Annotated in this window: 15 protein-coding genes; 1 reads left to right on the top strand and 14 read right to left on the bottom strand. The window is 39.8% G+C overall.

Features of this window, described 5'->3' with window-relative positions; all coding sequences use genetic code 11:
* Window positions 1–271, top strand: a 271-nt coding sequence (locus A3735_RS31910) for a hypothetical protein (RefSeq protein ID WP_231882548.1), incomplete at its 5' end; no start/stop codon positions are given.
* Window positions 272–566: 295 nt separating this feature from the next.
* Here A3735_RS31910 and A3735_RS12015 read toward each other — a convergent pair.
* The 14 genes from A3735_RS12015 to A3735_RS30925 all read right to left on the bottom strand — a co-directional run.
* On the bottom strand, window positions 567–1163 hold the full coding sequence (locus A3735_RS12015; protein ID WP_068553918.1) for an acetyltransferase: 597 nt from the start codon (window positions 1161–1163) through the stop codon (window positions 567–569).
* A 41-nt stretch (window positions 1164–1204) separates the two neighbouring features.
* Entirely contained in the window at window positions 1205–1759 is a 555-nt protein-coding gene (locus A3735_RS12010; RefSeq protein WP_368664590.1) for a sugar transferase, read from the bottom strand.
* Window positions 1760–1793: 34 nt separating this feature from the next.
* Entirely contained in the window at window positions 1794–2330 is a 537-nt protein-coding gene (rfbC, locus tag A3735_RS12005) for a dTDP-4-dehydrorhamnose 3,5-epimerase (RefSeq protein ID WP_068553916.1), read from the bottom strand.
* A gap of 3 nt (window positions 2331–2333) precedes the next feature.
* A complete protein-coding gene (rfbA, locus tag A3735_RS12000; RefSeq protein ID WP_068553914.1) occupies window positions 2334–3197 on the bottom strand; it encodes a glucose-1-phosphate thymidylyltransferase RfbA in 864 nt (287 codons plus the stop codon).
* A 12-nt stretch (window positions 3198–3209) separates the two neighbouring features.
* Entirely contained in the window at window positions 3210–4298 is a 1089-nt protein-coding gene (gene rfbB / locus A3735_RS11995) for a dTDP-glucose 4,6-dehydratase (RefSeq protein WP_068553219.1), read from the bottom strand.
* Between the two features lie 142 nt (window positions 4299–4440).
* Window positions 4441–5382, bottom strand: coding sequence for an NAD-dependent epimerase/dehydratase family protein (locus A3735_RS11990; RefSeq protein ID WP_197481244.1), 942 nt, complete (start codon window positions 5380–5382; stop codon window positions 4441–4443).
* Between the two features lie 24 nt (window positions 5383–5406).
* Window positions 5407–6540: a glycosyltransferase family 4 protein gene (locus tag A3735_RS11985; RefSeq protein ID WP_068553215.1), complete on the bottom strand. Its 1134-nt coding sequence runs from the start codon at window positions 6538–6540 to the stop codon at window positions 5407–5409.
* A gap of 10 nt (window positions 6541–6550) precedes the next feature.
* Entirely contained in the window at window positions 6551–7342 is a 792-nt protein-coding gene (locus A3735_RS11980; RefSeq protein WP_068553213.1) for a sulfotransferase domain-containing protein, read from the bottom strand.
* Window positions 7343–7371: 29 nt separating this feature from the next.
* Window positions 7372–8892, bottom strand: coding sequence for a polysaccharide biosynthesis C-terminal domain-containing protein (locus tag A3735_RS11975; RefSeq protein ID WP_068553211.1), 1521 nt, complete (start codon window positions 8890–8892; stop codon window positions 7372–7374).
* Between the two features lie 13 nt (window positions 8893–8905).
* A complete protein-coding gene (locus A3735_RS11970) occupies window positions 8906–10840 on the bottom strand; it encodes an acyltransferase family protein (RefSeq protein WP_068638118.1) in 1935 nt (644 codons plus the stop codon).
* A gap of 201 nt (window positions 10841–11041) precedes the next feature.
* The gene (locus A3735_RS11965) at window positions 11042–11386 is read right to left on the bottom strand and encodes a hypothetical protein (RefSeq protein WP_068553748.1); all 345 of its coding nucleotides are present in this window, start codon (window positions 11384–11386) and stop codon (window positions 11042–11044) included.
* The gene (locus tag A3735_RS11960) at window positions 11383–11619 is read right to left on the bottom strand and encodes an acyltransferase (protein ID WP_068553747.1); all 237 of its coding nucleotides are present in this window, start codon (window positions 11617–11619) and stop codon (window positions 11383–11385) included. Before A3735_RS11960 ends, A3735_RS11965 begins: the two co-directional genes overlap by 4 nt.
* A 67-nt stretch (window positions 11620–11686) precedes the next feature.
* Entirely contained in the window at window positions 11687–12289 is a 603-nt protein-coding gene (locus A3735_RS11955) for a DapH/DapD/GlmU-related protein (RefSeq protein WP_068638117.1), read from the bottom strand.
* The coding region (locus A3735_RS30925) for a hypothetical protein (RefSeq protein WP_231882547.1) at window positions 12286–13305 on the bottom strand (1020 nt) is incomplete at its 5' end. The genes A3735_RS30925 and A3735_RS11955, both read right to left, overlap by 4 nt.

Raw genomic sequence — 13305 nt, 5'->3', positions numbered from 1 at the left:
CGCGCTTCTTGTAAGCATTCCAGATAAAACTGATTATCTTGATCTGAAAGAAACACGCTTCCCGATTGCTTCCTCGTTGTATTACATGGCACGGCACTCCGGCCATATACATTCTTGGCTTCCTTGGCATTTCAGCTTCCTCGTTGTATTACATGGCACGGCACTCCGGCCATATACATTCTTGGCTTCCTTGGCATTTCAGCTTCCTCTATCTTTCTTGATAGTTAGCCTTGATTATCGACCTAAGCCAAGGTCTTTTCAAGCTGAGTAATGCGAATGATTATTATGTGTCACCGACCCCTTTTGCTCTTTATTTAGGTGTAGGGCAAGTAATACGAATGATTATTATGTGTCACCGACCCCTTTTGCCACTGATACGCGGTGATGAGCTACTAGCTCATTCAACTTTGATATATTTACGATTGGAAGCCGTGGCTTAACAAATTCGGCCTGACCTTTTGTAAGACTCGGCCGACAGAGTAAAGCAAGAAGTTGTAATTCATTGCCAGCTAGCTCTTCAAAGCGGCTAGGTACCTTCATAGATTGTATTCAAACCACTTTCAAAATTACGAAGCAAGCACTGAACCTGGCGGATAGGTTTTTCCTTTTTCAGCTTTTACAAAGTATCCACAGCAACTTCCCGCTTGTAACCAAGCCATTGCACCTACTTCAACACCGCCAGCAAGCTGAACACCTACACCAAGGTGAGAAAATTCATGCAGCACACAGTCATGATCTGCCGTGGCATTCGCGTTTATCACTACGCCAGTTCTAACGACTGCACTCGTACCAACATAAGCACCGGCCATAATCGCTACACCCGCTTCAACTTGAGCATACCTACTTACCGTTGCTTGTGGGTGTATGAGAGACGTTAAATTAAAGCCTTCTACTTTTAAACGCTCAACAATCTGCTTTCTTACACTGTTGTTTCCAATCGCAACAAACACATCATCGACCTTGATGTCACCTTTAAAGACATCCTCTACCTTAGCAACGACTTCTTTGCCCATAACGGGTTCGTCAGACGGCGCATTATCATCAGCGAAGAAGATATCACTATACTCACCAGTAATTTCAGCTAAATCCATTACTGCTTGGCCGTGACCACCTGCGCCAATTATTAGGAGTGTTCGCTTTGTACCAGTAGACATTTCACTCATTCTAACTTTCTATCCCTAACAGAGTTATTCGAAGTATTGAATTAAGACTGGATTCTATCTCCAGCCCCCTTACCCGTAACAGTCATAAGAATAAACTTAAAATAATTTGAAATGTTCAACTCTCGAATCATTTTCGCATCGACTTCGGCAAGCCTAACAGGTGTAGACATATCGATTTCATTGACCTGCGCTTCGCCTGTAATACCAGGTCTAACAGAAAAAACATCCTGAGCCTCACGAGCAGCCGTTAATTCTTCCTGATTAAACAGGCCTGGACGAGGGCCAACTAAGCTCATATCACCTTTCAACACATTCCACAACTGTGGTAATTCATCGAGTTTAGTCTTACGTAAGAAATTTCCAAAAGGCGTAATTGAGGCACTGTTTGCCAAGTGAGTCGCAACTGAAGCTGTATCGACTTTCATCGTCCTGAATTTCACCAAAATAAAAGGCTTTTTATTTCGCCCTACTCTCTCTTGCCGAAAGACTGGCGACCCTGTATCAAACAGCCCTATCAGCATAATCACAACCAAGACTGGAAAGCCCAACACCAAACCAAATAACGAAAAAATAATATCAAATATACGAATCAACACTGCTCAATACTCAAAAGGTAAATATAAACCTGGGCTATGAAAATAACTCTTTAAATGTAGGTAAAACCCTATCTTTCTCGGACAACGATACATCGTCGATACCCCAATCAATACTAAGAGTAGGATCATTCCAAACCAAACCACCTTCATCTGAAGGGTCATAATAATCCGTACACTTGTATTCGAAGTCCGCTGTCTCAGAAAGCACCACAAAACCATGCGCAAACCCTGGAGGCACCCAAAACTGTTTCTTATTTTCTTCGGATAGTATTACCGTATGATGCTCACCAAAACTAGCAGAACCTCTTCGTAAATCTACAACCGCATCCAAGACCTTCCCAGAAACAACGCGCACCAATTTACCTTGAGGTTTAGTTTTTTGAAAATGTAAACCTCTCAAAACCCCGCGAGTAGACCGGGAATGGTTATCCTGAACAAAGGCCTGACTAATACCTGCTTCAGTGCGATACCTTTCTGCCTGGAATGTTTCTAAGAAGAAACCTCGATCATCACCAAATACCCGCGGTTCGATTTCAACACAATCCTTTAACGGCGTTTCAATTACTTTCATCTATCAACTCAACAATGATAACAAATATTGGCCATAACCAGTTTTAGACAAAGCTTCACCTTGTTTTTGCAGTCTCTCTTTACTGATCCAGCCTTGGTTAAAACCTATCTCTTCTAGACAAGCTACTTTAAGCCCTTGACGATGCTCAATCGTCTGAACAAAATGCCCGGCTTCTAGTAATGAATCGTGCGTACCCGTATCCAACCAAGCAAAGCCTCTTCCCAATAAAGATACACTCAACTTACCTGCAGACAAATATGCATTATTCACATCCGTGATTTCAAGTTCACCACGAGCAGAAGGCTTGATACTCTTTGCAATATCGATCACTCGATTGTCATAGAAATATAAACCTGTCACGGCATAGTTAGACTTTGGGGCTTCCGGCTTTTCTTCAAGACTAATCACTGTGCCATTATCGTCGAACTCGACCACCCCGAAGCGCTCAGGATCACGAACACGATAACCAAAAACGGTTGCTCCTTCTTCCATATTTGCGGCATCAGTTAATTGTTTGGAAAAAGACTGGCCATAAAAAATATTATCGCCTAGAACTAAACAGACAGAATCGTCGCCGATAAAGTCCTCACCGATAATGAACGCTTGCGCCAATCCCTCTGGTTTTTCTTGTATCGCATATTCAAAGTTGACACCAAACTGTGACCCATCCTCTAATAGGTTCTTATAACCTTGAATGTCGTCAGGGGTTGATATCACCAAAATATCTCTTATGCCCGCGAGCATTAATATTGATATCGGGTAATAAACCATAGGCTTGTCATAGATAGGCAATAGTTGTTTAGACACGCCCTTGGTGATCGGGTGAAGCCTTGTTCCGCTGCCCCCCGCTAAAATTATTCCTTTCACAATATGCTCTCCTTAGTCTTGACTTACACCAAGCCGTTCACGTTGATAACTACCGTCTTGAACTCGTCCAGCCCATTCTAAATTACTGAGATACCACTGAACTGTTTTACGAATGCCGGTTTCAAAGGACTCTTCAGGCAGCCAATTAAGCTCATTGGCTATTTTACTCGCGTCAATTGCGTATCTGATATCATGCCCAGGACGGTCTTCGACATAACGGATTAAACCTTCAAACCCATCATTATTTCCTGATCGCTTAGAGTGAGGATTCTCCGGCGCTAGCTCCTCAAGCAAAGTACAAATTGTTTTGACCACATCGATATTTTGTTTTTCGTTATGACCACCAATATTATATGTTTCTCCCACTAACCCAGTTGTTGCGACTAAGTATATCGCTCGCGCATGATCTTCAACATACAACCAATCTCTAACCTGGGTCCCTTGGCCATAAATGGGCAAAGGGTTCCCTTCTAGAGCATTTAGAATGACAAGAGGTATTAACTTCTCGGGAAAGTGATAGGGGCCATAATTATTCGAACAGTTTGTAACTAGTGTTGGCAAGCCGTAAGTTCTATTCCAAGCTCTCACTAAATGATCTGAGCTTGCTTTACTAGCCGAATAAGGAGAACTTGGAGAATACGATGTTTCTTCAGTAAATAAGTCTTCCGGGCCATCAAGATCGCCATAGACTTCATCAGTAGAAATATGATGAAAACGAAAATTGTTACGCTTAGACTCTTCAAGCCCCGACCAATACTCTTTGGACTCGGCTAGCAACGCATAAGTGCCAACGATGTTAGTTTCGATGAAAGCTGCCGGGCCATCAATAGAACGGTCAACATGGCTTTCTGCTGCCAAATGAATAACTAAGTCTGGCTTGTACTGATTAAAAACCCGTTTAATCTCAGCTGCATCGCAAATATCTACTTTTTCAAAAAAGTAGCGTTCACTGCTACTTACAGCGGTCAACGACTCAAGGTTGCCTGCATAAGTAAGCTTATCAACGTTAACAACCTTATCATCTGAACAATTAATAATATATCGAACCAGAGCTGAACCAATAAAACCAGCTCCACCAGTTACTAAAATCGTTTTCTCCATTTTATAATCCTAAACAACCAAGCCTATCCAAATCGCTGAGAGGATAACAGTAACAATCTAAGAAACCAAACCTTGATTCACTAGAAAGCACTGGAGCTGTGACCGAAAAACTAAAAAACCACATGCACACACAGCATGCGTATCAAGGAAGCTTACCAAAACAGCGACGAATCCCTTCATTAAAAGGTATTGGCGGCTTCCACCCTATCACTTGTTTGGTATATGAAATCTCCACTTGGAGGTTACTACAGAGCCGATCTGCCATTTTTCCTTTACCCAATATTGATGCAATTAACTTCAATAAAGGAACTGGTAAAGGGATTAACCATGGCTTTTGTCCAGACGCTATTGTTAGCTCTGTTAAGATCTGCGTCGTTGAAACATCATAGCCATCACTCACTAAAAAGACCTGATTGCCAGCCTTAGGGTGGTCAAGACAAGTAATAATAAAATGTACTAAGTTATCAATTCCGATCAAGCTTCTTTTGTTATGAATAGCTCCAAGGGGCAAGGGCAAATTTCTTTCCGCTATTTTTTGCATCTGAGCAAAGTTGGCCTTCGCGCCCTTCCCATACACCAAAGGAGAACGAATTATAACCACCTCCATATTTGTTTGTTTGGCTATTTCTAACAAACCAAATTCTGCTTCCATTTTAGACGATGCAAAAGGTGACGAAGGGTTCGCGATATCACTAGCACCAAAAGCAAGCCCTTTTTGAGTACTATCACCGTTGACGAGGACGGTACTCAAGAATATAAATCGGCGAACACCGGCTTCGGCTGCTTGCCTTGCTAAATTCAAAGTACCAAGGGAGTTTACATTTCGGTACTCGCCATAGTTTTGCTCTTCCTGCTCACCTTGTAAATGAACACGCGCCGCACAATGAACCACTGTATTTACAGACAACAAAAAGTCGCCATAATCAGTACTCGCGTTAATATCTAGCTGCCTATGCGTACACCCACTAATCTCCAGATTACTACGCTGAATACTCTTAACAACTTTATCCCCTAAAGCTTGCGCCAAAGCCTTACCTACAAACCCAGAAGCGCCGGTAACTAATACTGAATCAGAATTTTTCACAAAAGTATGCATAGCTGCGATTTTTTAGTCGGTTAACGTAGAAAGGATTTTTTCGTTGACTTGCTTAACATCGTATTTTTCTTCGGCTAGCTGGCGGCTTTTAAGTCCCATACTTTTGACTGTATCTTGGTGATCGAAAAAACTTTTCATGCATAGGTAAAGTGATTCACTATCTTTCACCTTCGCTAAATAGCCATTTTCTCCATTTATTACCGTCTCTCTACAGCCTGGAGCATCAGTTGTAACAATTGGCATCGACATACTCATCGCCTCTAGTACAGATCGAGGCGTACCTTCACGATATGAGGGCAACACCAACACTTGATGTTGCTCTAGATAAGGGCGCACATCTGAGACTGCACCTAAATAATCTACAACGCCTTTTTCACACAAGTTATCCAATTCAGACTGCGATAAGCTTTCAGGGTTATCATCTATCTGGCCCGCAATCGAACTCCTTATAGCTGGATTAATTTCTTTAAGCTTTTCAGCTGCTGCAATATACTCAAAAATCCCCTTATCTCTCAACAAGCGCCCAACAAAGATAAACGAGCAATTCGAAGGGATATCAGAGTGTCTCTTGAATGATTCCGTATTAATGCCTGAGCCATTGAGAATAACCGTATCGTCTTTGTTTAGCAGACCTTTATTAACAAACACTTCTCTATCATCAGGATTTTGAAAGAATACTCGTTTATTAAAACGTAGCGCAGTTCGATATAAACTTGATACAACGAAACTTAACAGCCGCCCTTTAACACTAGACGAAGTCATAGCGTAACCGATACCTGTTATATTTGAGCAAATAACACTAACTCCGGCCATACGAGCAGCAATCGAAGAGTATATTGCGGGTTTGATCGTATAATTCAGAACGTAATCTGGCTCCTCTGCTTTGAAAAGCGAATATAAACGCCGCAGGTACCCGATGTCTTTGATAGGGTTAGTTCCATTTCTCATCATATCTACAGGTGTAAAGTCCACACCCAAATCAGAAAATTCACCCTCTAGGTCACGCCCAGACATCAAACTACAGCTAGGCGGGCATGCTACCAATACCTTCGAACCACGGTTCACAAGTGTCTCGATAAGCTCCCGCCTAAAATTTAATATGGTAAACGCAGCGTTCGCTACAATTACCACCTTTTTTCCCTTCATTAAGCTAGCCTTACAATCCCATTGGGCCAAAATCTACATGAGGGTAGTATTTGGTATAACTCCTCACTCTTTCTTTTAGATGCTCGGGCAAACTATCACCACGACCAACAACACCTTTGTTTTGGCGTGTGTTCTTTTTCTTTTTCTTCTGTTTATCTAACACACCCTGAACCTTTGAAGCACTCTCACCTTCGCCACAGTACTTCAGTACCCCTGCAACAGTGTTAACAGTTTCGTTACGCAATTCATTGTAAGTAATTATTTTCAATCGACCTTCTGAATGAAGACTTGACGACATCCAACTGCAGTAGAAGTTGAAATACCAAGGTATGACGAGATCAACTAAATATTCGTATCGAGTCAGCTCATCCATTAACGCCCAACTCTTCTCATTCATGAACCCACTCGGAAAAGTCGGTCCTTCCATTTCAATGTGATCGTAAAAACTTAATATCGTGTCGAAAATATCTCTGACCTGGAAAATAACCTTAGTGTCAAGCGCATCGATAATCTCGTGAGTATATGCACTATATCGGCAGTGTTGATGCGGTGTTAATACGTTTCCTGAAGCACCTTTGCTTAACAAACAACTTAAATCAATTTCTTGCTCTCGGTTACCGAAACTTGGGACCATTTTTATTTCATCCCACTTCAACGTATCTTTTAGAATACGTGTTAACCAAGTAGAACCAGACTTTGGAGCACAAACCAACCAAATGTGTTTATCAATATTTTCACTCAGTGTTTTTAGCATGTACTTGTTAGAGTGAAACTTCTTGTATTCCTTGTTTGTAAAAAACATATTTTTAAACCTTGTTTCAATTGCGATAATCAGCAAAGCTTCGCAACAACGGATTGCTTAATTTTCGAAACTTTTTCAATTACAAAACTCTTTTCTCTCTGATTTAACAAAAAGAAAGCTCCAGCTACCAAAACTGGCCCTAGTATATAGTTAACCTCACTGCCATAAACCACAAAATTATCAAGAGCAATAAGTAAAACAGGGCTAATAAAGGCATATATCATAATCGAAAGATTACTAGTGGACAGCCGTAAGTCCATTTTATTTCGACAGTATATTATGTAGATAAAGAAGAAAATGACGGGACTCACAATATGTTTCAGCATCCAACCATAAAGCCCCCAGTAATCGACACAAACGTAAGTCACCAATATATCCAGAGTTAAAAAGAAAAACCGAAAAAAGCCATGCTGTTTAATTCGACCTGTTGAAGACATTGAACTAGATAGCACACTAAACCATACGTGAAATAATACACCGAGAAAATGATAAGGAAGGTATTTTTCGACCTCCAAGAAATCGGAAGAATAAAAGATAACAATAATAAGGTCGCGGTATGGTATTGCTAAGAGAAGCAGTGGCATCATTGCAAAGCCTGCTAAACGTAGACCATCATTTAAGAGACTAGAAATCTCTGCATTACTTTTTGATTGGCATAGGCTGGTATATAAATACGTAGTAAGGGCGGGGACTAAAAAGCCTGTAAATAAAGTCGACCACATGACAACCGGACTATATAAGCCAATCGCCTCAATCCCCATATTTGACACAACAATTGCACGGCAAATAAACTCACTAGCAATCACATACAAGCCAATAGTCAAACCAAACCCAGAAAACTGAAGAAGCTCACTTATGAGTTCTTTATTATATGAGGCTCTAATAATTGCTTTGAAATTGATTCGATATTTTTTAAGGTAAAGCTTCTGAGCGTAATAATAATTAAAGAATAACGCTACTAAGTGGCAGATGAACACCGACGCAATAGCTCCTTCCAAACCATAGTAATAGATCAACGGAACCGTATGTAAGATATTTACTAGCGTTGACCAAATTCTAGCCTTGGCTATTTCGATCATTCCATTGAATGCTCTCAGTATTCCGTATGGAATACTGTTTATAACCAACAATGGTAGCGAGACAATACCGACAAGAAATGCATCTGTATGCTCTGGACTACCAAAAACATACACGGTTACATCACTCATAAATAACAAGATTACGAAAACAACTAGCGACATAAAAACGAAGACTAAACTGATATACGCCTTCAGTGATGAAAGCACAATATCACGTCCCTCTGTATCGAGTTCGTCACTGCTAGTTTGTTGCTCAGCTATCTGTTTTACCAACGCTTCACCAGTACTCAGCAAGGTAAACGTAGAAAGTTTCTGAGACAGAAAATTTAGCTGATTAAATACACCTACACCAGCAATACCCAAAAAAATAGCAGAGACTTTTATCTTTACTAAGCCAATGACAAACTCGACAAGCCTCGCGGCTCCCAATACAGAAGTATTCTTTACTAGTGATCTGAAGTTATTCGACATTCAATTGGCGGCTTTAATTACTAGTTGGAAATTGTGAATTTATATTTCCAACAACACTCTTAAGTTTAGGGTTAACTAATATTTGTTCGCCCATTACTCTAGCGCCTTCTGTTGAAACATGATCTCTATTTGTCATCAATATGCTGAACTGATTTGCAACACTACAGGGTCTTTCCAAGCTTGGAGAAAGGTCTTTGCACCAAAGCTCTGAAGTCTTAACGATTTCAATATTAGACGGAATGCTAGAGTGCTTTAGCAAAGAAAAAAACTTCTCTTCTCTCGAAAAACTAGGGGAGATATTAGTTGTTCCATGAAGTTTGAACTCTCGAATTTGTAAATAAAAATCAGGCATCGGGCTAAAAATGAATACTGGAACATCCCAGGCTCCCCAATACTCAAAGATTGCTTCTAGATAAGGGAGAGTTAGTTCACTCTCTATAAACCTATTTGAAACAAACACACCTGATAGCTGATTTGACTTAGCTAACTCTTCTGCCTTACTGAACAGTTTTGAACAATAACGCCTATCCTGGCTAACGTAATCTGGGGCAATAACGCATGCAGCACCACCTAACTGAGTCACTTCAAGTCCATTTTTTCTTAGTGCTAGTGCTTTATCAGCACTGTGACTGTCTCCAAATACCAGTATATTGGAGACATCATCGCTTTTAGAACTAGAATGACACTGCCAATTATCTATAAAGGAATCGATATCGGTGTACTTCCCAAGCCTATTAAAGTGACACTCACCAGCTCTTATCGCTTTCTGCCGGTCTTCTCCAGCAAGTTTCAACAATTCTGAATTAACAACGACTGGATACTCAACCCTATTATCGTAGAATCCGTTGCTTATATTCCCGTAGCTCCCTAATGCACCGAGAAAGATTAGTGAGGCAGAAGATACCCATAAGACTCGATTTTGATTGAAACGCGTACCACGACGAAATGGTTTTTCAACATAACGCCATGAAAAGTAGGCCATTATGAATGATAAACAGCATAACAGAGATAGAACAAGAGTGGTTAAACTATCTATCAAGTAATACCTAGCAAACGCTAAGACGGGTTGATGCCAGAGATAAGCAGAATACGAAATTAGACCAATGCTAACTGCGGGTTTAAAGCTTAGTAACTTGAATGTAAGTGTTTCAGCCCTAGTAAATAAAATTATAAGTGCAGTGCCTATAGTCGGCAGCAGCGTATAATAACTAGGTGTTGGAGTACTTTCATCAAAGAATAAAATAGCCATCACAATAGATAGCAATCCAATTAAACTCGCTACATTATAAAACAACTTGGGTAAATTCCACTCACCCCGGATTAGATATATGGCACAGAATACACCAATCATGAGCTCCCAAGCCCGCATCGGCAGGAGGAAAAATGCACCAGAAGGATATTTGTCCACAGCCCAGTTGGCTAATAAAAGGCTGCCAAATGAAATGATAAATAATAGGAAAACAAGTAACCTGTTACAAAATTTCTGTATCAGCAACAACAGCACTGGAAAGAAAATATAATATTGCTCCTCTACAGCCAAACTCCATGTATGTAATAGAGGCTTTAACTCCGCAGCTGTATCAAAGTAACCACTTTCTCTCCAAAATAGAATATTAGAAGAAAACGTAGCAACGCCTACAAGACTATTCGAGAAGTCTTTCAATTCACTTGGTGATAAACAATACCATGCAAAAGGAAATGAAGCTAAAACGACTAGAAACAGTGCAGGTAAAATCCTTCTAGCTCTTCTTTCATAGAACCTCGTTAGACTGAAGTCGCCTTGCGCCATTTCCTTCATTATTATTGTCGTAATTAAATATCCACTAATAACAAAGAAAACATCTACACCAACAAACCCACCGCTAAATAATGAAAATCCTGCGTGAAAAAATATAACGGGGACAACTGCAAGCGCTCGTAAGCCATCTATTTCGGGACGGTATTTCAAGATAACATTCCTTGATTGTATATAAATTTCGACGTTAACTTCCTAACTGCCAAAACTACTGCGGTGCTAGAAAGTTTTTAAAACAGTTTGATCAATCAATATTCTGTTCTATCAACCACTATTTCATGGCATGATTGATATTAAGTTACTCATGTAAATAGAACCTAAGTTCGCTATTCGACTCAAAATAAATACTACATATTATTGACTATTCTGCGCGGGCATTACACCTAATTCTCGCCTCAAGCGTGCCGTAATATAGTTGGTACTGCTTCTTGATACGTGATGTGCATCTTTGAAAAACGACCAGTTGCTATCATGCAGAGTTATACCTCCGTTACTACTCCATATTTTAGTCGGATAGATGACTGGTACGTCGCCTTTACTAAACTCCAATTTAAAATATTCATTTGCTGCCTTCAAATACTCATTATTCAACAAAACTAACAACTTTAGGCTTTCCTTGTACTCGTCTTTATCAAGGAAAATAGTCGGTGATAGACTCCCGGTTCCCCCAACTTCAAGATGAGGCCCTATTATAATCAAACTATCACTGCAGGAAACAGTCTAGCTATGCGGCGTTTGTAAAAACCAATATAGGTAAATTTACCACTCTTAACTTCTTCATATACAAAAGTAGTTATCAAGAAACCACTAATAACAAAGAAAACATCGACGCCAACAAAACCGCCAGAGAAAAGTGTCATATCCGCGTGATAGAAAATAACTAGAAGTACAGACAAGGCTCTCAAGCCGTCTATATCAGCTCGGTATAACATGAAATTTAATTCCTAAGAGGGACAAAATGGCTTGGTAAACAAAGAGCACATAAAAATAGACTGAATTTCATAATGACTCATTTGTATTCTTACTAAGAATAGCCTTGCAAGGAGTCCCAGCAACACGGGAATTACTGGGAACCGAAACATTGACCAAACTATTTGCACCAACTAAAACCTTCGAACCTAGTTCAACACCCATAAGTACAGTTGAACTGATTCCTAAATAACTATCTGTCCCAATCCTGATTGGCGCACAAGATGCTGGAAACTCTTCAGTCAATGAACTTTTGGTCATGTCAATATGAGTAACGAACTTACTGAACATTGATATGACGACATTGTCTTCGATTGTTATAGACTCACGTAAGTCGAAAAAGCAGTTTTTTCCAATATGGCAATTTTTTCCTATTGTCAGGTTATTGAAGTTTTTGCAATTATGAAAAGTAATACCTGGCTGAATATCACAGTTTTTTCCTATGTTAGCACCGTATAACCTCAAAACTATGACCAACGCTCTAGAACTGAGCGACTCAGAGTATGCTGAAGCAACTTTAAAGCCAAACAATAGATTCCTAAATACAAATGAAATAACCTGAAAATAAGCGAAAAGGGTAGATAACAAAAACTGAATAGCCCTTAACGAACGAGAGCATAAACGAACAATCATTTTACCTCCTGTAGCGCCTGAGAGCGATATATAACATATACACAAGACAACATAACCAGAGGCACACTCACTTCCATAGTAATAGTATTCAACATTCCAATAGCAATCATAGCGAACAGAACCACGCCTAATTCTATTGAAATAGAATTTTTCATTTTTCGCTTTAAGTACAGAGGGTAATAACATAAGAGATACACAACTGCACCACCCAAGAACACTCCCCATTGTGCAAATTTATCTACGATATCAGAATGATGACCAATTCCTTTTCCAAAGGCTAGTATACCAAATAAGAAATTCTCCTTGAACGTATTAACACTCATTACATATGCATCACTACGACTGCCTACTGCGCCATCAGATTCATGACTGCCTGAGGAAGCAGCAATAATATCCAATAACTTTTCCTTATATCTTGTACCGTCGAGAAAATTTAAAAGAACCTCTAAATCAGAAAGAAAAGAAGTGGAAGCTAGAAAGGCAACTCCACCTAGGAGCATTAAAGAAAAAATTATAAGGCTCCTACGAATTAATATGACAATCAAACCAGTAAAGGCTATAACGTTTGCTATCGTATATTGAGACTTAATTAAAAAAGCGACGCATAAAAAGAAGTTAAGGATAGTAAGGAATATGAGAATATGATGCTTAGTTTCTTGATTACTTAGAACCCGATATAAAGCAACAAACACGGGTAACATGACTACGTTTGCATATACGACCCCATATCCACCAAGTCCCTGCGCGGCAAGCATTCTGCTAACATCGTTGCTTTCTGAAATCAATCGCGCAATTGAATGATCAACCATCAAAGCCTTAATTGTCAGAACCAAAGTGACCACATTAGCAAACATTACTGTACCTAAGATCAGTTTTGCCGACTTCTGATTCGCTGACAACAACTGCAAGGAAATAATCATGAAGATTAATAATAAGGAAAAGTGAGTATGCCTTAACTTATATTCAGATGGTGAGAAAACAGTGTTTGTAACCCACATATAACAAAGAACTAAACA

This window comes from Oleiphilus sp. HI0061 (assembly GCF_001635675.1).
This window is presented reverse-complemented; position numbering and strand designations above follow the sequence as displayed.

Coding starts and splice junctions, on each gene's coding strand:
- A3735_RS12015 (WP_068553918.1), bottom strand. CDS start 1,163: ATGAGTGAAATGTCTACTGGTACAAAGCGAACACTCCTAATAATTGGC.
- rfbC (WP_068553916.1), bottom strand. CDS start 2,330: ATGAAAGTAATTGAAACGCCGTTAAAGGATTGTGTTGAAATCGAACCG.
- rfbB (WP_068553219.1), bottom strand. CDS start 4,298: ATGGAGAAAACGATTTTAGTAACTGGTGGAGCTGGTTTTATTGGTTCA.
- A3735_RS11985 (WP_068553215.1), bottom strand. CDS start 6,540: ATGAAGGGAAAAAAGGTGGTAATTGTAGCGAACGCTGCGTTTACCATA.
- A3735_RS11980 (WP_068553213.1), bottom strand. CDS start 7,342: ATGTTTTTTACAAACAAGGAATACAAGAAGTTTCACTCTAACAAGTAC.
- A3735_RS11975 (WP_068553211.1), bottom strand. CDS start 8,892: ATGTCGAATAACTTCAGATCACTAGTAAAGAATACTTCTGTATTGGGA.
- A3735_RS11960 (WP_068553747.1), bottom strand. CDS start 11,619: ATGTTATACCGAGCTGATATAGACGGCTTGAGAGCCTTGTCTGTACTT.
- A3735_RS11955 (WP_068638117.1), bottom strand. CDS start 12,289: ATGATTGTTCGTTTATGCTCTCGTTCGTTAAGGGCTATTCAGTTTTTG.